The organism is Bacillus sp. RZ2MS9, assembly GCF_001816185.2.
GTDB classification, from domain to species: Bacteria; Bacillota; Bacilli; order Bacillales; family Bacillaceae_G; genus Bacillus_A; species Bacillus_A cereus.
On record NZ_CP049978.1, the window covers coordinates 3,465,831 to 3,486,323 of the forward strand.

Below are 20,493 nucleotides of genomic sequence, written 5' to 3' on the forward strand. Positions count from 1 at the left end.
AAAAAAACGCAGTCTTATAAGGACTACGTTTCTTCAGCTAACCTATACTGTTTTTTTTACAGCACTCATACTTCCAATGATGTAAGCGATAAACGCAAAACAAATCGGGAAGACAACTGTATGTATACCGAACGGATTTGGATAGAAAAGATGAATACACATATATGAGCCTACCCCAACTAAAATAGACGCAAGCGCTCCTGTAGCATTTCCTTTCCTCCAATATAACCCTAATACGATTGGCCAAATGAATGCTGCTTCTAATCCACCGAAAGAAAATAAATTTAGCCATATTAAAAAATCTGGTGGTTTAATTGCCGCTGCATAAACGAGTAGTCCTACAATACCCGTAATCCACAAACTTCCTTTTTTTATCGTACTGTCTGCTGCATCTTTATTTATGTAATTTACGTATATATCTTTAATAATTGACGAGCTTACAAGTAATAATAAAGAGTTTACTGTAGACATAATCGCTGCCATCGGTGCAGCTAAGAAAACTCCAGCTAACCAAGGTGGCAACACTTCCATCGCAAGTAGCGGCATTACTTTATCTGGTACCGTTATACCTGGAAGTACTACTCTTGCAAATACACCTGTTAAATGCATACCGATCATAATTGTGCCAACGACAACGGTTCCAATTATTAAAGCTTGGTGCATCGCTTTTGAATTTTTATAAGACATGGCACGCACGCTAATTTGCGGCAAACCGACAACGCCAATTCCAATTAAAATCCAAAATGATGTAACATATGATTTCGTTAAACTGCCATCTGCTCCGAATGGTGTAATTAACTTTGGATTAATTTGAACAAGTTCCTGCATAATCTTTTCAATTCCACCACCAGCAATGACAGTAGCAATTAAAATGATTGTTGTTCCAACTAACATAATGATTCCTAATAATGTATCTGATAGAGCAACTGCACGAAATCCACCAATTAATACGTACACAAGTACAGAAAAAGTAAATAAAAATAGTGCTGTTGTATACGATAGCCCCGTTAGTGACTCAATTAATCGTCCACCACCGACCCACTGGGCTACTGTCGCTGAAAATAAAAAGATAATAATACATAACGCAGAAAGTATAACAACTGCTTTATTATTGTATCTCCCTTTTAAATAATCGATAAGAGTAATTGCTTCCATCTTCCTAGCGATAATTGCAAACTTTTTACCGATAACCGTTAAAACGATATACCCTGTTACAACTTGAATCGCAGATAACAGTACCCATCCAAGACCCATATTGTAAGCAATACCAGGGCCACCAATAAAGCTACTTGCACTACCGTACGTAGCAATCATTGTCATCGCTAATAATAAACCGCCTAGCTCACGCCCACCAAGAAAATATTCTTGCAAAAATTTATTATGAGCAGTTGCTTGCACGCGTCTTGAAGCATATACACCAATTAAAAATACAACGATAAACGAAATTATCATTGGAATGATTACATACCAATTCATCTATTATTCCTCACTTTTTTCTTCCTCATCGAGTGAAATATCTTGAAATACAAAACGAACAACTAAACTAAGTAAAATAACCATAACGATAAATCCAACGATACAGCTATAAAAAAACCATGCGGGAAAACCTAATACATATGTATATTCATTCGGATTTTTACTACCAAGCCCATAAGCAAATCCGTACCAAATTATAAAATTAATAATAGCAAGTCCAAGACCAATTAACGCTTCTCTATGGGCTATTCGAAAGCGTGGATCATCATGATAATCTTTCATTTTTACCCCTCCTCTCACGATGTATTATTGTACCATTGTTCTTCTAGTTTTTCCTACTAGAAAGCAAAAACAAGCAGGATTTTTTTATAATCATATAGAAGATTCTCTTACATTACATATTTTTTACAATTGTAACACAAATGAAATTTGAATTTTCAGTATTTCTTAATTATGATTTTAATTAGAGGCTTTCCATCTAGTTTCCACATCCTTGATTTCGGAATAAGCGCCGTCTCGTACTGCGTTTACATTATATTTTCAAGGGGGTTATACAATGAGTCAACTAGCTGTAAATCTTCATGAAAAGGTAGAGAAGTTTCTTCAAGGTACAAAAAAGTTATATGTGAATGGATCTTTCATTGAAAGCGCTTCCGGTAAAACATTTAAAACACCTAACCCAGCAACTGGTGAAACACTTGCCGTCGTTTCTGAAGCTGGTCGCGAAGATATTCATAAAGCTGTAGTCGCAGCTCGTATGGCTTTTGACGAAGGTCCTTGGTCTCGTATGAGCACTGCTGAGCGAAGCCGTCTCATGTACAAGTTAGCTGATTTAATGGAAGAACATAAAGAAGAGCTCGCACAGCTCGAAACATTAGATAACGGAAAGCCAATCCGTGAAACAATGGCAGCAGACATCCCACTTGCAATTGAGCATATGCGCTATTACGCTGGCTGGGCTACGAAAATCGTTGGTCAAACAATTCCTGTTTCCGGTGATTACTTTAACTATACACGCCATGAAGCTGTTGGTGTCGTTGGTCAAATTATTCCTTGGAACTTCCCGCTTCTTATGGCAATGTGGAAAATGGGAGCAGCGCTTGCTACAGGATGTACAATCGTTTTAAAACCTGCAGAACAAACTCCACTATCTGCTCTATACTTAGCTGAATTAATTGAAGAAGCTGGATTCCCGAAAGGTGTTATTAATATCGTACCTGGATTCGGTGAATCAGCTGGACAAGCTCTCGTTAATCATCCACTCGTTGATAAAATTGCATTTACCGGTTCTACTCCTGTCGGTAAACAAATTATGCGACAAGCATCCGAATCATTAAAACGCGTTACACTTGAGTTAGGCGGTAAATCACCAAATATCATCTTGCCGGATGCTGATTTATCTCGCGCGATTCCTGGTGCACTTTCTGGTGTTATGTTTAACCAAGGACAAGTATGCTCTGCTGGATCACGTTTATTTGTTCCGAAGAAAATGTATGATAATGTCATGGCTGATCTCGTCCTCTATTCTAAAAAACTAAATCAAGGTGTCGGTCTTAACCCTGAAACAACAATTGGTCCTCTCGTTTCTGAAGAACAACAAAAACGTGTAATGGGCTACATTGAAAAAGGGATTGAAGAAGGCGCTGAAGTACTTTGCGGAGGAAGTAATCCATTCGATCAAGGCTACTTCGTTTCTCCTACAGTATTCGCTGACGTAAATGATGAAATGACGATCGCAAAAGAAGAAATTTTCGGTCCAGTTATTTCTGCAATACCATTTAACGATATTGATGAAGTAATTGAACGTGCAAATAAATCACAATTCGGCTTAGCGGCTGGTGTGTGGACAGAAAATGTTAAAACAGCACACTATGTTGCAAGTAAAGTACGTGCAGGTACAGTGTGGGTAAACTGTTATAACGTGTTTGATGCAGCATCTCCATTTGGAGGATTTAAACAATCTGGTCTTGGCCGTGAAATGGGATCTTATGCATTAAATAACTATACAGAAGTAAAGAGCGTTTGGCTTAACTTAAATTAATGAAAAGAACCTGACCTATCCGGTCAGGTTCTTTTCATTATGTATTCCTTTAAACTTGCAGTCCTCCGCTCACATTTAGTACTTCACCTGTAATATAAGATGCGTATTCTGATGCTAAAAAGGCTGCTGCGTTCGCAATATCTTCTGGCGTTCCAATTCTACCAACTGGAATAGCGCCAACCATCTTTTCTTTCACTTTATCTGGTATCGTTTTGGTCATATCTGTATCCATAAACCCCGGACAAATCGCATTACAAGTAATACCGAAACTTCCAACTTCTTTCGCTGCTGTTTTTGTTAATCCTACAACTCCAGCTTTCGTTGCAGCATAATTTGCCTGTCCAATATTCCCCTCTCTACTTATAGAAGAAATATTAATAATTCTTCCATATCCTTGTTGTCTCATATAAAGAAGTGCTGGTTGCATACAATAAAAAACACCAGTTAAATTCACTTGTAATACTTGTTCCCAAGCAGATTTCTCCATTTTATGTAACATTGCGTCTCTTGTAATTCCAGCATTATTCACCAAAATATGTAATGTACCAAATTTTTGAACCGCATATTCAATTAATGACTTTGCTTCATTTTGATTACTCACATCACATCGATATGAGCACACTTCATATCCTTCATCTGATAACTCACGTGTCGTTTTTTGTAGCTTCTCTTCATTTACATCGCTAATTAATACTTTCGCCCCTAGCTTTGCATAAACCTTTGCAATCTCTTTTCCAATTCCCTGTGCAGCTCCTGTTACAACAGCTGTTTTCCCATTTAAAAACTCCATTCCTATCCCCCATTTCTATTACTTATACTGTATATTTCGGCTTTTTACTTTCCAACTCCTCTTTGTATAAAAAAGTCTATTTGTGTCAAACTAACTTTGCAACGTCGCATAAAGTGAAACTTTAATTAGTGGGAAGTTTGTTCATCCCCCACTGATTATCAGCCCTCACCAATCGGGCATTTACGGACAGTTAATCTCCCACCTAGCTTCTTTGTTCCATCTGAGTTTTAAGGTGGGGGTTTTACTACCCGTTATGCGGGATAAAGTGCAAGGAGATTGTGTCGAATGAATAAAAAGAATTTCAAACAAAGCAAAGCAACTGATGGCATTGATGTTGAGTTCTCTCGCGAACTCGCTGACCACAATGACTTAGAAGCAAACGCACGTGCAAATGCCGCTGATGCACGTCAAAAGCGCCAACCAACCGAAAAATAAGGTACATCACAACCTTCTTCTTTTCAAAAGGGACCTACTACCCAACAAAATAAACCGAGAGACATCTCTCGGTTTATTTTCTATATTTTTTTGCATAATGAGCCAAAGTAAGCAACGGATATATATGAGCATAACTATGATAACGAATATAAAACCCACCTGGTAAACCTGTTCCAGTAGGATATTTTTCATTTATATAAGGGTTGGAGAGCAAATATGAAATACCTTTTCGAATAACTGACGTTTCTTTATCATAGTAAGAAATGAGGGCATCTAACGCCCATGCTGTTTGGGATGGTGTACTAAATGGCAAAGTAACAAATCTTTTTTCTACACTACTTTGGCAAGATTCTCCCCAGCCACCATCTTCATGCTGTATATGTTCAAGCCATAAAGCTGCTCGTTTCAATGATGGATCGCTAGATGGTATTCCTAGTGACCGTAAACCAGTCAACACTGCCCACGTACCATATATATAACAAATTCCCCATTTCCCATACCACGATCCATTTTCTTCCTGTACATTCATTAACCAATTTATCGCACTTTGTTTTTGTTTCTCGGGCAATTCATTTTGCGTATACGTCCCAAAAAATTCTAGCACTCTTCCTGTAATATCTGGTGTAGAAGGATCTGTAATCATATCACTTGCATTCTCGATTGGTAAATTTGCTAATATACGGCTCGTTACCCCTTTTTCAAAAGCTCCCCAACCACCATCATTATTTTGCAATCCTTTAACCCAATTAACCGCTCGCTTCCAAGCATTATCTACATTTTCGTTCCCTCTACTTCGCGCCAACGCTCTTAACACAGCAGTTGTATCATCAATATCTGGAATCGTCGTATTCACATCCGAAAAGCCCCAACCACCTGGGAAGAGATCCGGTGCATGTACACTCCAATCTACTTTCTTCGTTTGCTGTTTTCTTAGTAAATACGCTGATGCATTTTGAATCACTTTACTTACTTTCGGAACTTGAGCTTCTTGCAAAGCATAACTGAGTAAAGCTGTATCCCATATAGTTGACGGAGAGTTTTGCAAATGGCTCCCTCTCTCCATCTTCCATATATAAGATGTAATTCCCATTATAGCCTTCTCAATAATTGGTGATTGAATAGAATGTCCTAATGCAAGTAAAGCATAAATCATATAAAACGAGGCAGTTGCGTAGCTATATAATGTTCCATTTTCATCAATACGCCCTTTCATAAAACGTTCTACTTCCTCATATCCTTTATGATGCAAAGAAAGTGGATACGTTATAATTTTCTTCACGTCACTTACTAACGTTTGAAAAACTGGAGACCGATCCTCCCGAAACCATTCTCCGCCCCCGCCTGCAATGTGATTTAAATTTGGCAATAACTTTTTCCCTACTCGAAATCTTTTATTTAAACACAACATCATCGGAATTAAATGAATACGTGCTGAGCTACTCAGTTCAAATATACTGAGAGGGGAATCATTCTGCAGAAACATAATTGGTGTTGGCAAATGAAAGAGAAAAGGATATTCATATTCTCCATGAATCGCTAATAAAAACTTCGTCATAAAATGAGCACGCGCTACCCCACCGCGCTCATTTATAAACATTTCCGCTCGCTTCATATTCGCATCTTCTTTTGTATATTTTTCCGATGCAAGTAAGGCAGCATAAGATTGAATGGTAGCAGATAAATTACCTCCCACCTCATCTTCATACAATTTCCATGTTCCTTCATTTGTTTGAAGTGATGCTAATCTTTTTACAAACGGTTCTATCTCTTTATCTCTACCTAATAATTTTAATAAAAAAATCATATGGCAATCTGTTAATGGAGCTCCTTCAAAACAAAACCGCCACGTACCATCTTGCCGTTGCATTGTTTGAAGTGCAGTTGTTCTTCTCGCTATTTCTTCATGCACTTTTTCATATAATAACAAGTTACTCACCCACCCTTTCGAAATCCGTATAACGATATTCAAAAAGGTAGCTGAATATGTATAAAAACAAAGAAAAGCAGAACATATAAAATGTTCTGCTCATAAACAATACCCTACTCCGACAATAATTCCTAATAAAGCACCGACTACTACTTCATACGGTGTATGCCCAACAAGTTCATTTAACTTCTTATATTCTGTTTCTCTACCGTGAAAAAAGTCATTCAATATTTTTGCTTGTTTACTTACTGCGAGCCTTACTCCTGAAGCATCATACATAACAATAATGGCAAAAATAGTAGCAACCGCAAACATCGAGCTTTCCACACCTTCCACTACTCCAACTCCTGTAGCAAGCGCTGTAACTGTTGAAGCATGAGAACTTGGCATCCCACCTGAAGCAAAAAACTTTGCAAAATCAAATTCACCTGTTTTAACTAATTTAAAGACTACTTTCGTTAATTGTGCTAAAAACCATGAAATTACAGCTGCCATAAGCGGATCATTATGTAAAATTGTTTCCATGTTCTCAGCTCCTTACTAGCTATAATGGAAATCCTATATAGTATCAGTATAAAGAAAAATGCGTAGAAAATACTACGCATTATGATACTTTTGCTGATTTATTTTTTATAAATTTCGGTTGTTTCTGCACTAAAAACTTAGTCTTCGCTACCGAGAATACAAATAATGCAACCCATATACAGAAAAATGCAATCATATGAGTAGATGTGAAATGTTCACCAAATACGAATACACCTAAAATTAAGCTAATTGTTGGTGCAATATATTGTAAAAAACCTACCATATAAAGCGGAATAAGTTGGGCTCCTTTTGCAAAATAAAAAAGTGGTAGAGCTGTAACAATACCCGCTCCTATTAATAGTAATGTCGATAACATTGAGATAGAGCCAAATGAGCCGAAACCATGTACTCCTGTCATTACTAGATAAATAATCGCAAACGGCGTTACTAACATCGTTTCCATCGTAAGTCCAATTGTCGCATCATAGTTTAACAATTTTTTCGTTAATCCGTATAATCCAAATGAAAGGGCAAGTGATAAAGAAACCCACGGGATAGCCCCGAAACGTACTGTTAAAATGATAACCCCCACTCCAGCTAAACCAACTGCAACATATTGCCAGAAGTTTAACTTTTCCTTTAAAACGACTGTACCAAGTAAAATACTAATAAGCGGATTAATATAATAGCCAAGACTCGCTTCAATAACATGATTATGATTAACGGCCCATATGTAAACAAACCAGTTTCCGCTAATCAAGACTGAAGCTATTGTTAATGACATTAATAATTTAGGTCGTTTAAAAAGATTCACAAATTCCCCAATAAACTGGCGAAACCTCTTCGTAACACCTAATACGAGTAACATAAAAACAAACGCCCAAACGATGCGGTGTGCTAATATTTCATCTGCTGGAACTTCCTCAACCCATTTCCAATAAATCGGTAGGATTCCCCACATCGTGTAAGCACCAGCCGCATATAGTATCCCTTTTTTTTGCTCTGCTGATTGACTCCCCATCTTCCTTTTTCTCCTCTTCTCATTTTTTCTCCATTATACGGTCTCACATGCTCACTTTACCAATAATCAATCTGCATTTCTTTCGACATTTCTCATACAACGAATAATAAACATACCGTTATTACAACAAGTAACGGTATGCCGAAAACAAATTTCTTTTTATGAGTTTTATGATGAAACATATACATGCCAATCCAAGCTCCAACTGCTCCTCCAGCTGCCGCTGATAAAAACAACGTACTTTCTGGCGTTCTCCACTGTTTCTTCTTCGCTTTTCGTTTATCAAGCCCCATAAGGCTAAAAGCTATAATGTTAATAATAAGAAAATAAATCCATTTCATCGCTTTCTCTCCTTATGAAAAATTCGCTTAATGGTAACACGAAAAAACGACGGAAACAACTGAAGAACTCTTTTTATCCAACTAGTTTCATTCCTTTTTCTTAATTAGTTACCTTCATATTTACATAACCAACTAAAATCGCAGTTAAAGCATTTAATATAGAAAAATGTTATGAGCAGAATCCTATATTTCATTACATTCATCCACTACCATATCATCAAAAAAATTGCTCTCAATCACTTTCTCATCAAAACGAAGAACTACAATTAGCCCTACATATAAAGAAACAAAATTTAGAAACCATTCCCCATTCTCATCTTTCTTAGCTAAGCATTTAAATATCTCTTGAAATTGCATACGCTCATCTGTCGCAACAACCGGTCGCACGCCAAAATATTTCAATACAAGATGTAGGTTGAGCTGCACGGATAATGATAAAATATACTTTAATAACTCGGTATAATGAGCAACATTTTTTTGACTATATAACTTCACAAGCTCTTGATGTAAAGTAGAAATTGATAATTCTTCTTTAGTCACTTTTGTTGCTTCTATCATTTCAATCATCTTTTTCATATCCATTCCATTTACCCCTCCTGTTACAAAACAAAAGCCAAAGTATACTTATTTTATAATCAACAATAATTGATTATTTCTCGTCTCTCTTTCTTCTTCACTTACTAAGTCATACTTTTTTAAAAGATGAAATACATCATTTAATATTTCTTGTGAGTGATTACCTTGTAAAAAATTTTTTAACCCTTTAAAAATCCCTTCTGATAAAAAACTCTTTTGACTTTCAAGCTTATTCATCACATCTTCAATAGAATGATCAATGTTACATGCCATACTAAACTTCCCCCTCTATCCTCTATAAATAATATCCTCAGCTAACGATGTAAACACTTCTCCAACAAGAGAATCTTCATCATATACAGATGAACCATTATTTTCTTCACGTTTCGCAAAAGGTATTTGAGCAATTACTTCTGTTTGCAATTGTTCTGCAAGCATTTCGCCGCCGCCTTTTCCGAAGAGATAATTTTTCGATCCATCTTGTTCTTCATAATAAGCCATATTTTCCACAATACCTAAAATCTCATGCTTCGTATGTTTTGCCATTACACCGACTCTTGAAGCAACGAATGAAGCTACATTGTGCGGAGTTGTAACAATTATTTCTTTCGCTTGCGGAATCATCGCTGCAACATCGATCGCAACATCTCCTGTACCTGGTGGTAAATCAAGTAATAAATAATCTAATTCTCCCCAGTGCGTATTCGCAAGAAAATTTTGAATCCATTTATTTAGCATCGGTCCGCGCCACATAACTGGGTTATTTCCTTCTGTAAAAAATCCCATCGACATGATTTTAACACCGTGACTAATGACTGGAATTGCCGTTTGATCAATCATCGTTGGTTTCTTATTCGTTTCCATCATAGCTGGAATACTAAAACCATATATATCTGCATCTAATATCCCCACTTTTTTGCCCATACGCGCTAGTGCAGTTGCAAGATTAATTGTCACCGTTGATTTTCCAACTCCGCCTTTTCCGCTCGTTACAGTAATAAAACGTACTCCTGAATCCGGGCGAAGCATGCTCGGCATACCAGTTTCTGTTCTAGTATTTTTCTTTAATTTCTCTGTTAAAGCTGTACGTTCTTCTTGTGTCATAGAACCAAATGTTACCTCCACTTTAGAGGTACCAATTGCATGAAGTGATTCTTCAATATCTTGTTGAATTTTTGCTTTTAACGGACAACCTTGGATTGTTAGTACTACTTCAAGTTTAACCTCTGTTCCGTTCATTTGTATATTTCTAACCATATTTAATTCTACAACACTTTTGTGTAACTCTGGATCCTCTACATGTTTTAATGCATTCATTATTTGTTCTTGAGTAAGCATAGAACTCATCCCTTCTCTTATTCTAATTTATATACAACATTTTCTTGGCGCTTCATCTGGTGAAAAAGCTTATCATCCACCGCTAACAGGCGGGATTAATGCGACTATATCTCCAGCTTTTATCATCTCTTCATTCATTACAAACTCTTCGTTAACAGCGACCATCACTTTATCCAACGATTGTAAACAATAGCTGGCTTTAAGCCATTCTTTTAATTGTTGCACTGTCATTTCTTGCTTTTCTGAAATCACTAATCGATCCGATCCAACTTCCTCACGCAAATTTGCAAACAATAAAATTATAATCATTTTCTCATTCTTCCTTCTTTGGTTTTCCTTCTGGATATGGTGTATTTTCAAGTTGATCTCCAATCCACATCGTTCCATCTTCCCAAAATTCTTTTTTCCAAATTGGAACAATTCGTTTTATACGTTCAATCGCGTACTCATTCGCTTCATAAGCTACTTTACGATGCGGTGATGAAACTGCAATGACTACCGCAATATCCATTATTTCTAGCCGCCCTACACGGTGCGTAATTGCTACTTTTGTATCCGGCCATCTTTCACAAATTTCTTCTCCAATTCTCATAAGTTGTTTTACTGCCATCGGTTTATATGCTTCATACTCTAAATGTAGCGTTCGTTTTCCTTTTGTTAATTCTCTCACCGTACCAATAAATGTTGTAATCGCACCTGCTTCTCTTCTTGCGACTTTATTCGTTACTTCTTCAACTAAAATCGGATTATCTACAATCTCAAATAGCACTTGTTCCATTAAAACCACCTCTCACTTTATGAAATGTCCAAGGCCATTCACTACCTTCGTTATCTTCTAATAAAAGAACATCGACAAACATATCTTTTTTATATCCTCTTGTCCCGCCCGGCAATACGATAAACGCGTTGGATTCTGCCAATGAAGAAACTGAGCTAGATTTATCAAACCCTGATGGATAAGCGATTAATTTCCCCTCATCATATTGCAATTTTGCTCGTACAAATCTTGTAAATGGATTCGGTTTTAGAAAATCTTCTCCTAATAACGCTTTTTCTCTTTTTAAATGTACTTTTTCACTAAACATATACGTCCGAATACACGGTCTTACGAATAATTCAAACCCTACGTAACAAGCTGATGGATTTCCTGATAAACCAAATAATAACTTGCCATTTAATTGTGCTACAGTCGTAACACTTCCTGGTCGCATTGCAACTTTATTAAAAAGAACAGATGCACCTAACTTTTCGTAAATAGCTGGTAAATAATCATAATCTCCTACTGATACACCACCCGTTGTAATTAACATATCTACTTGGCCAAGCGCTTCTTTCACAGCTGTAAAACACGTATTAAAATCATCACTAAACTTCCCAAAATATTTTACTCTTCCGCCCGCTCTTCGAATTTGAGACAATATCATGTACGTATTACTGTTTCGGATTTTCCCTGGCTGTAATGAATCATTGACATCCAGTAATTCACTCCCAGTCGCTAACAGTCCAATTACAGGCTTTCTCGCAACTGGTACTTCACTATAACCGAATGTAGCAAGAAGAGCTGAAATACCTGGATTAATGTACGATCCCTTCTTTGCAAGAACTGTTCCTTTACGAGCATCTTCACCTTGAAAAGAAATATTGTCGCCCGTTTTGAATGATCGCTTCACTTCCATATAATTGTTGCCATTCTTCTCATATTGACGAGTCAGCTCTAACATAACAACCGCATCACACCCATTCGGAATTTGTGCTCCCGTCATAATTCGAACTGCTTGAAACGGACCTACTTTCTCATGGAATAGCGATCCTGCGCCAATTTCACCCATTACTTCAAATACAATTGGCGTTTCATAACTTGCTAAATTAGTATCTTCTGCTCGAATAGCAAATCCGTCATATGGCGAACGATTAAATGACGGTACATCATGGTCAGCTACTAAATCCTCTGCTAATATACGTCCATAAGCTAATTCAATTGGTAATAGCTCCTTTAAGCCTTTATCAGCAAATCCCATCACTTTACGAACAGCTTCTTCAACCGTAATTGGCACTCTTCTTTCCATTGTTGACACCCTCTCTATTAACCGAATACGCGATAATATAGTTGTTTCGCTTTCGAAATATCATTTGTACCATGAATAAAAACACGACCATCTCGAAAAACAACCACGCGGTAATCATCGAATTGGCAAGATAGTAAATACGGATTCCGATCTACTTTCCCCAATTTTTGTAATACTTTTTCTATATCATCAAAATTGTATTTCCTATTGTCTACTGTTCTAATTTGAACTGTATTTCTTCCGCATAAAACAGCTGCTTTCGTTTGGTTTTCGTATGATAAATAAGGATAAGTTCGATTTGAACCGCATGAGAGACAAGCGTCTGTTTTTATTTTCCCTAATTTTATAAAATGATTTTGATTACTCCATATATCAAACATGAAAAATGTTTTTCTAATTGCTGAGAAATCTTCCACTAAAATTTTGAGTGCTTCTGCCACTTGATATGCTGCGACGATTTGAACAGTAGGGCTAATAATTCCAGCGGTATCACATGTCACACCTGTAACAGGAATATTTTTAAGCATACAATGTAAACACGGTGTCTCTTGTGGAATAATTGTATAACTCATACCATACGATCCAACGCAAGAACCATATACCCACGGAATATTATGTTTTTGTGATAAATCATTTATTACAAATCGAATATCAAAATTATCTGTTGCATCAATGATTACATCTACATTTTTTAATAGACCTTCCATATTTTCTGAAGTTGCATCCATTACGAAAGCATGTATTTGTACTTCCGAATTAATTTGTTCTAACCGATTTTTTGCAGCAATTGCTTTCGGCATTTTCTCTCTCGCATTTTGTTCAGAGTACAATTGTTGCCTTTGTAAATTACTCCATTCAACGTAGTCACGATCAATAATCGTCAACTTGCCAACACCTGCACGTACGAAACTTTCGGCACTTGCACTTCCTAATGCGCCTGCCCCTACAATTAACACATGTTTATTTCGAATTTTTTCTTGTCCTTTACTCCCAATTGGTTTGAACAACTGTTGTCGTGAATACCGATCAGCCATTACATACCCTTCCTCTCAAGAACTCTATTTCATATTAGAATGTTGTTTCTGATAACAAGCAAAGTAAGCAAAACCAACAAACCCAGCTCCTCCAATTACATTTCCGATAAAAACAGGAACAAAATTTTTAGCCAGATCCATCCACGTTAGATGACCAGCAAAAATAACAGCGGAAATGACAAACATATTTGCTACTACTTGCTGAAATCCAATCACTACAAATGCCATAATTGGAATCCAAATTCCGATGATTTTTCCGACAAAATCACTCGTCCCGTAAGCGAGCCAAAGAGCAAGACAAACGAGCCAATTACAACCAATTGCTAAAATTAAAGTTCTCCCAAATGATTCATGTAACTTCCCTTCCGCTATCGCTACCGTTTTATTTAAATACTCTCCCTCTGTTAATCCGCCAAGATGCCCAAAGCAATACGCAACGAAAATTGCCCCAATAAAATTCATGAGAGTAATCCAAACCCAGTTATTCAGTACGCTTATCAATGTAATTTTCTTTGCATAAAGCGCCATAGACAGTGACATCATATTTCCCGTAATTAATTCTCCTCCTGCTAATACTACGAGCATGAGTCCAACAGGAAATACTGCTCCTCCTAAAACATTCACTAGACTTCCCCAGCGCTCAGGTAAATTCCCTAAAACTCGAATGTTAAGTAAAAAACCTATCGCAATAAACGCTCCTCCTAAAAAACCGAGAATAAGCATCGCTGGCAATGTCTGTCTTACTTTTTGAACACCGGCCTCAATGACAAGCTCAGCAATTTGTTCCGGCTTATGAAATGCCATTACCCATTCCTCCATTTTCTCCAAATAAAAAAGCAGCTTCAAAAAACCTCCTCAAAATAAAGGTTTTTGAATGCTGCTTAATTTCTCTGCACATCTTTTACAGAGATATCAATCATCACTTTTACTATAAAATAGAAAACCCACAACTCTTGTAAATTTTCCATTTTTCACTATGAAGCTAGCTTTATATATTAACCACCGATATGTGACATTTCAATTTTAGGTATTGTTTTCTTATTTGTATGATTTAAGCGTTCATCTGAATAACGATCTTCCCTATTATTCCATATATCGCGTACTACATCTGTAATGTCCTCATCTGTATGTTCAGAACGAAGCAATTCCCTTAAATCATTTCCTATAGAAGCAAATAAGCAAGTATATAATTTTCCTTCTGCAGAAATACGAGCTCTCGTACATGATGAGCAAAAAGAATCTGTTACTGATGAAATAATACCTATTTCCTCATCGCTTCCTATATAACGATACCTAGTAGCCACTTCACCAGAATAATTTGCTTCTATCCGTTCTAACGGCATAACTTGATGAATCGTATCTACTATTTCTTGTTTAGAGACGACCTCTTTTAAATCCCAACCATTATAATTTCCAACATCCATATACTCAATAAAACGAAGAATATGCTTATTTTCCTTAAAATATTGCGCCATCTGCAAAATGTCCTGTTCGTTTTTCCCCTTTTGAACGACCATGTTTATTTTAATTTTCATTCCAACTTCAGCTGCAGCCTGTATTCCTTCCAGAACCCTTTGCACTTTGCTCCTATTACCATTTAAATAGAAAAACCGCTCTTCTTCTAAGGAATCTAAGCTAACTGTTACACGTGATAGTCCCGCCTTATATAAATCAGGAGCAAACTTTTTAAGTAACGATCCATTGGTTGTTAAACCGATATCTTCTACACCATCAATTTTATTAAGGCGCTCAATAAGCTTTGGAAGCCCTCTTCGAAGTAACGGTTCTCCGCCCGTAATCCGTAATTTTCTCACACCTAAAGAAACGAAAATACGTGTTATCCTTTCAATTTCATCAAAAGATAAAATTTTATCATTAGACAAAAACGAGTAATCAGGACCAAATATTTCTTCTGGCATACAATATCGACAGCGAAAATTACAGCGATCAGTAACTGAAATACGTAAATCCTTTAACGGACGTTGCAACTTGTCTAATGTAACTGATTTCATCTTCATTGCCTCACTTTTATTTTATATTTAAAACACGTTCTGGATGGGTATATACATTTAAGGAGTGATTACGAATAAATCCTATTGTCGTAATACCTAAATCTTCCGCTAGTTGCAAAGCTAACTCAGTTGGAGCTGATTTTGATAGTATAATTTCACAACCGATTTTTGCAACTTTCAATAATATTTCCGAAGAAATACGACCACTAAAAACAATGATTTTATCTTTTATAGAAATATCGTTTCTTAAACAATAACCGTAAATTTTGTCTAATGCATTATGCCTACCAATATCCATTCGACTTAAAATAATACCATTCACATCACATAAAGCTGCATTATGAACCCCACCAGTATGATGAAACGTATCCGCAGATTGCTGCATTTCTTTCATTAACCGAAAACAATCCTCTGCAGCAACCTGTACATGGACACCCTTCATTTTTTTTGCACTTAGTGCATCATTTGCAAAAACAAACCCTTGCCTACTCATACCACAACAAGACGTAATATAGCGTTTATTTTGCATTTGTTCATAATACGGATTTACTTTTGTCGTTGTTACATGCACAAATCCTTCTTTCTCCTGCACCCATACACTATCAATATCTTCATACTTCCGAATGATTCCTTCAGACGCTAAGAAGCCTATTACCATATCTTCTATATATTCTGGAGTACTAACCATTGTAACAAACTCCTGTCCGTTCATTTTAATGGTGACAGGAAACTCTGTTACAATGCTGTCCTCTATATGTTTAAATGCTCCTTGTTCATAACGAAAGATTTCTCTTTCTACCTGTATCGGTTTCACGATCAGTATCCTTCTCTCACGTTATATTTTTATCAAAAACAAATACAGAAACTGCAATATCTTCTTCTACTTTCATATCTGAAAACAAATTCACTAATTTCGCTCCAACAAGTTCCTCCAAATGTTCACGTGAATTCACAGCATACACTTCTTGAATCATTTTCGTTCTAGCCATATGAACCATTTCCGCACCGTCCATCGTACTTGAAATAAATTTTTCAGTAGGTGTTAAGTTTCCATAAAGAGTCGCTATAGCCATATTTTCCGCAAAAACAGTATGAATTCGTTCTGGTCCTTTTCCGAAAAGTTCCTTTCGAAGTTTTCGTATCATATCATTAAATTCATGTACTTTTTTTGACATACAATTATACCTCCCAAAAGCCTCATTTTACTTTATTATATATTTTACCAAAATGAGCCTTCCGCCCAAACTATTTCGTACAAATATTTGGGCAGAAAGGTTCACTTCATGAAGTTTATTCGTCTTTTAACCCTTTCCCCATACCTTTTAAGAAATGAAGCCCAAACCCGATAGCACGGTTAATATCTGGGTCTTTCAATACTTTCATAAGATCGAATACCCCTACTTTTTTATTACTTTCTAGATGTTCATTACCTTCTTCTAGTCCGACTAATAAACTACCTATAAGCTTTTTCGTAAGTTCTGGGTCAAGTTCAGTTAACGCCCCTGCAGCACCCATCATATTATTAATTAAATTTGTAACAGGCTCACGAGTTACTTGACCTAGAACAATTTTCGCAATTGGTTCTTTCGCTTTTAGCATTGAATTTGCAGCTTCTAGCATTCCAATGTCATTTAATTCTCCTACTATATTAAACATCTGATTTAGAGCTTCCTCATTATTAGTTAGAAGCTCTTTTAAATCATCTAACTTTTGCTGTTTTATTTCTTCCTCAGTTAATTCTTGTTTTTGAATCATTTTTATAGGTGCAGCCATAGTTTTCTCCTCCTACTTATCCGTTAAATGCACATACCCTGGACGTGCCCACTTACGATGTACCTCAATTCCAGCTTGAGGGTGACGTTTTTTATTGCGTGGGTTCGCTTTTGGCATCGGATTTTCGCCATCAACTTCTAACACTTCCATACGCACTTTCGTTTGTTTATACGCAGGTGTATTCGTACGTACATCCACAGCAGGACCTGTTAAGAAATTAATTGCCGTTTCGTTATCTGTAGAGTTCATCGGTAAATATAACTCATTCGCTTTTACACGATTTGTAACGAGTGCACGTAATTTTAATGCTCCAAAAGGAGAGACAAGACGAACTAACGAACCTGTTTTTACGCCACGTTCTTTTGCAAGGTCTGGAGAGATTTCAACGAAAACACCAGGTACTTTCGTTTGAATACCTGTTGATTTATTTGTCATATTCCCTTCATGGAAATGCTCAAGCATACGACCGTTGTTAATGTGAAGGTCGAACTCAGCTGGAAATTCAGCTGGACGTACCCAGTCAGCAATCGCAAAACGAGCTTTTTTATCTGGGAAGTTAAATCCATCTTGGAACAGAAGCGGTGTATTTGTTCCATCAAAACTTCCCCAATGGAAACTGTTCCATCCTTCAAGCACTTCATAGTTCGCTTGCGAGAATAATGGTGATAAACTTGCCATTTCAGCAAAGATTTCACTTGGGTGGCTATAATTCCAGTTTGCCCCTAGTTTATTCGCAACCTCCTGGACGATCCACCAGTCTGGTTTCGCATCTCCTAGCGTAGGAAGCACTTGATATAATCTTTGGACACGGCGCTCTGTATTTGTAAAAGTACCTTCTTTCTCAAGAGATGGCGCTGCTGGTAATACAACATCTGCATATTGAGCAGTTTTAGAAAGGAAAACATCTTGCACAACGAAGAAATCAAGGCTCGACAACACTTCATGTACATGATTTGCATTAGAATCTACAAGAGCCATATCTTCTCCGACAAGATACATTGCTTTCATTTTTCCTTCGTCAATTGCGTGAAGCATTTCAATATTATTAAGACCTGGTTCACTATCAATTTTCACTCCGTAAGCAGTTTCAAATTTCGCACGTTCCATTTCGTTAGTAACGTGCTGATATCCTGGAAGCCATCCTGGTAAAGTACCCATATCACAAGCACCTTGTACGTTATTGTGACCTCGAAGTGGGTATGCACCTGCTCCTGGACGACGATAGTTCCCTGTTGCAAGAAGTAAGTTTGAAATTGCAGCGGAAGTATCAGAACCACCTGTATTTTGCGTTACCCCCATACCCCAAAGGATACATGTACCATCTGCATCACGAATCATTTCAGCCATTTGAATAAGTGTTTCTTTTGAAATACCTGTTACTTCTTCTGCATATTCAAGTGTATATTCTTCTAGGCTCTCTTTGAAATCTTCAAAGAAGTTTACATTCTCATTAATAAATTCCTGATCATGCCAACCTTGATCGATCATATATTTCGTAACAGCCATTAACCATACTTGATCTGTTCCTTGTTTTGGACTAATAAAGACATCTGATCGCTCTGCCATTTCGGTTTTACGAAGATCAGCTACAATTAACTTTTGTCCGTGTAATTTATGTGCACGTTTAATACGTGTAGCTAGAACAGGATGACCTTCTGTCGGATTACATCCCACAATAATAACAAGACCAGATTGCGCAATATCTTTAATCGTTCCGGCATCACCGCCCATACCAATTGTACGGAACAAACCATCCGTTGCTGGTGATTGGCAATAACGTGAGCAGTTATCAATATTATTCGTTCCAAATACTTGTCGAGCTAATTTTTGAATTACATAATTGTCTTCATTTGTAATTTTAGAGGAAGAAATAAATCCGATAGAACCTTTACCGTACTCTTCTTTAATAGCGCCTAATTTATTTGCAACTACATTCAGTGCTTCTTCCCATGTAGATTCAACAAACGTTCCATTTTTACGAATTAAAGGTTTTGTTATTCGTTCTTTAGAATTTACGAAATCCCAACCAAATTTCCCTTTTACACAAGTGGAAATTGCGTTAACTGGTGCATCTGAAGATGGCTGTACTTTAAGGATTTTACGCCCCTTCGTCCACACTTCAAACGAACAACCTACACCACAAAATGTACATACTGTTTTCGTTTTCTTCGTACGAGTATCACGCATGGCCGCTTCCACTTCTGATACCGCAAAAATACCGCTATACCCAGGCTCAACTTCTTTAATTAAATCTACCATCGGTTCAAGAATATCTGGTTTTAATCCCGTCATAAATCCAGCTTCACCGAGCATCGTTTTCTCCATTAAAGCGTTACAAGGACAAATCGTTACACATTGACCACAGCTAACGCATGAAGAATCATTAATATTTACTCCTTTATCCCAAATAACTCGTGGGCGTTCCGCTTCCCAGTCTATCGATAACGTTTCATTTACTTGTAAGTTTTGACACACCTCAACACATTGACCGCATGCAATACATTGATTAGGATCATAGCGATAAAACGGATGCGTCATATCAACTTCACTTACATCTACTTTCGGTTCATACGGATATTTTTGATGTTCGATTTCCATTAATTCTGCTGTATTATGCAGTTTACAGTTCCCATTGTTGTTGTCACATACTGTACAGTATAATAAATGATTTTCTAGTAACCGATCCATCGCCTCTGTTTGTGCTTCTTTTGCGCGAACAGAAGCACGTTCAATGTTCATACCTTCCGTTGCTATCGTCGAACAAGAACGCATTAACTTTCCGTCAACTTCTACAATACAAGTGTCACATGTTTGAATAGGATCTACTTCTGGCACGTAACAAATTTGCGGATGTTCAATCCCGTTCTCATTAATAACACCCAATATCGTTGAACCGGGCTCCGCTGTATACTTTTTTCCGTCAATTGTAATATGAACCATGTTGTTATTCATGGTCTTTCCCCCTTTTTGAGAATAAAAAAACTCCACCACGAAAATATACGCACCACATTTCGGCACGTTATTATCATGGTGGAGTAGTTTATTAGCACATCTTGCTAAAATACCAATCCATTTATTCATAAATAAAACGATAGAGTCATAACAGGTCATATCACGATTCCATCTTTAACACTATAA

The 20,493-nt window shown here is 36.9% G+C and carries 22 protein-coding genes; 2 read left to right on the forward strand and 20 right to left on the reverse strand.

From position 1 onward, the window contains the following. Nucleotides 1-42: 42 nt before the first annotated feature. Entirely contained in the window at nt 43-1,476 is a 1,434-nt protein-coding gene (panF, locus tag BHV55_RS17625; RefSeq protein ID WP_001104819.1) for a sodium/pantothenate symporter, read from the reverse strand. Between the two features lie 3 nt (nt 1,477-1,479). Further along, nucleotides 1,480-1,758, reverse strand: a complete 279-nt coding sequence (locus BHV55_RS17630; protein WP_000656239.1) for a YhdT family protein — start codon at nt 1,756-1,758, stop codon at nt 1,480-1,482. A gap of 274 nt (nt 1,759-2,032) precedes the next feature. Here BHV55_RS17630 and dhaS point away from each other — a divergent pair, with 274 nt between their 5' ends. Beyond that, nucleotides 2,033-3,517, forward strand: coding sequence for an aldehyde dehydrogenase DhaS (dhaS, locus tag BHV55_RS17635; RefSeq protein WP_000080279.1), 1,485 nt, complete (start codon nt 2,033-2,035; stop codon nt 3,515-3,517). 49 nt (nt 3,518-3,566) lie between these two features. Here dhaS and fabG read toward each other — a convergent pair whose 3' ends face one another. Continuing rightward, complete coding sequence (fabG, locus tag BHV55_RS17640; RefSeq protein WP_000395018.1) at nt 3,567-4,307, reverse strand: 3-oxoacyl-ACP reductase FabG; 741 nt, start codon at nt 4,305-4,307, stop codon at nt 3,567-3,569. Between the two features lie 285 nt (nt 4,308-4,592). On the opposite strand from fabG, the gene BHV55_RS17645 reads away from it, so the two are divergent. Further along, complete coding sequence (locus BHV55_RS17645) at nt 4,593-4,742, forward strand: YfhD family protein (RefSeq protein WP_001035813.1); 150 nt, start codon at nt 4,593-4,595, stop codon at nt 4,740-4,742. Nucleotides 4,743-4,815: 73 nt separating this feature from the next. Here BHV55_RS17645 and BHV55_RS17650 read toward each other — a convergent pair whose 3' ends face one another. From BHV55_RS17650 to fdhF, 17 genes are all read right to left on the reverse strand, one after another. Continuing rightward, complete coding sequence (locus BHV55_RS17650; protein WP_070756873.1) at nt 4,816-6,669, reverse strand: terpene cyclase/mutase family protein; 1,854 nt, start codon at nt 6,667-6,669, stop codon at nt 4,816-4,818. A gap of 99 nt (nt 6,670-6,768) precedes the next feature. Next, nucleotides 6,769-7,194, reverse strand: coding sequence for a divergent PAP2 family protein (locus BHV55_RS17655; protein ID WP_000447820.1), 426 nt, complete (start codon nt 7,192-7,194; stop codon nt 6,769-6,771). 79 nt (nt 7,195-7,273) lie between these two features. Continuing rightward, nucleotides 7,274-8,215, reverse strand: coding sequence for an EamA family transporter RarD (gene rarD / locus BHV55_RS17660; protein ID WP_000535537.1), 942 nt, complete (start codon nt 8,213-8,215; stop codon nt 7,274-7,276). A gap of 92 nt (nt 8,216-8,307) precedes the next feature. Then, nucleotides 8,308-8,556 carry a DUF1294 domain-containing protein gene (locus tag BHV55_RS17665; protein WP_000871346.1) on the reverse strand — a complete coding sequence of 83 codons (249 nt, stop codon included), beginning with the start codon at nt 8,554-8,556 and terminating at the stop codon, nt 8,308-8,310. Nucleotides 8,557-8,739: 183 nt separating this feature from the next. Then, complete coding sequence (locus tag BHV55_RS17670; RefSeq protein WP_000367289.1) at nt 8,740-9,138, reverse strand: hypothetical protein; 399 nt, start codon at nt 9,136-9,138, stop codon at nt 8,740-8,742. 42 nt (nt 9,139-9,180) lie between these two features. Then, nucleotides 9,181-9,405 (reverse strand): hypothetical protein, encoded by a 225-nt coding sequence (locus BHV55_RS17675; RefSeq protein WP_000752386.1) that lies wholly within the window; start codon nt 9,403-9,405, stop codon nt 9,181-9,183. A gap of 15 nt (nt 9,406-9,420) precedes the next feature. Beyond that, nucleotides 9,421-10,470, reverse strand: coding sequence for a P-loop NTPase (locus tag BHV55_RS17680; RefSeq protein ID WP_070756874.1), 1,050 nt, complete (start codon nt 10,468-10,470; stop codon nt 9,421-9,423). Between the two features lie 72 nt (nt 10,471-10,542). Continuing rightward, a complete protein-coding gene (gene moaD / locus BHV55_RS17685; protein WP_000583943.1) occupies nt 10,543-10,779 on the reverse strand; it encodes a molybdopterin converting factor subunit 1 in 237 nt (78 codons plus the stop codon). Between the two features lie 4 nt (nt 10,780-10,783). Continuing rightward, nucleotides 10,784-11,248: a molybdopterin synthase catalytic subunit MoaE gene (gene moaE, locus BHV55_RS17690; protein ID WP_000438664.1), complete on the reverse strand. Its 465-nt coding sequence runs from the start codon at nt 11,246-11,248 to the stop codon at nt 10,784-10,786. Beyond that, nucleotides 11,229-12,536 (reverse strand): molybdopterin molybdotransferase MoeA, encoded by a 1,308-nt coding sequence (locus BHV55_RS17695; protein ID WP_048568314.1) that lies wholly within the window; start codon nt 12,534-12,536, stop codon nt 11,229-11,231. Before BHV55_RS17695 ends, moaE begins: the two co-directional genes overlap by 20 nt. Nucleotides 12,537-12,553: 17 nt before the next feature. Next, nucleotides 12,554-13,570 (reverse strand): molybdopterin-synthase adenylyltransferase MoeB, encoded by a 1,017-nt coding sequence (locus BHV55_RS17700; protein ID WP_000785270.1) that lies wholly within the window; start codon nt 13,568-13,570, stop codon nt 12,554-12,556. Nucleotides 13,571-13,594: 24 nt separating this feature from the next. Next, the gene (locus BHV55_RS17705) at nt 13,595-14,374 is read right to left on the reverse strand and encodes a formate channel (RefSeq protein ID WP_000863998.1); all 780 of its coding nucleotides are present in this window, start codon (nt 14,372-14,374) and stop codon (nt 13,595-13,597) included. A 191-nt stretch (nt 14,375-14,565) separates the two neighbouring features. After that, nucleotides 14,566-15,582 carry a GTP 3',8-cyclase MoaA gene (gene moaA / locus BHV55_RS17710; protein ID WP_070756875.1) on the reverse strand — a complete coding sequence of 339 codons (1,017 nt, stop codon included), beginning with the start codon at nt 15,580-15,582 and terminating at the stop codon, nt 14,566-14,568. 16 nt (nt 15,583-15,598) lie between these two features. Beyond that, entirely contained in the window at nt 15,599-16,396 is a 798-nt protein-coding gene (gene fdhD, locus BHV55_RS17715; protein WP_000802689.1) for a formate dehydrogenase accessory sulfurtransferase FdhD, read from the reverse strand. A 16-nt stretch (nt 16,397-16,412) separates the two neighbouring features. Beyond that, the gene (locus BHV55_RS17720) at nt 16,413-16,757 is read right to left on the reverse strand and encodes a Na-translocating system protein MpsC family protein (RefSeq protein ID WP_000039583.1); all 345 of its coding nucleotides are present in this window, start codon (nt 16,755-16,757) and stop codon (nt 16,413-16,415) included. A 115-nt stretch (nt 16,758-16,872) separates the two neighbouring features. Next, the gene (locus BHV55_RS17725) at nt 16,873-17,355 is read right to left on the reverse strand and encodes a helical membrane plugin domain-containing protein (RefSeq protein ID WP_000729897.1); all 483 of its coding nucleotides are present in this window, start codon (nt 17,353-17,355) and stop codon (nt 16,873-16,875) included. Between the two features lie 12 nt (nt 17,356-17,367). Continuing rightward, nucleotides 17,368-20,307, reverse strand: coding sequence for a formate dehydrogenase subunit alpha (fdhF, locus tag BHV55_RS17730; protein WP_070756876.1), 2,940 nt, complete (start codon nt 20,305-20,307; stop codon nt 17,368-17,370). Between the last annotated feature and the right edge of the window lie 186 nt (nt 20,308-20,493).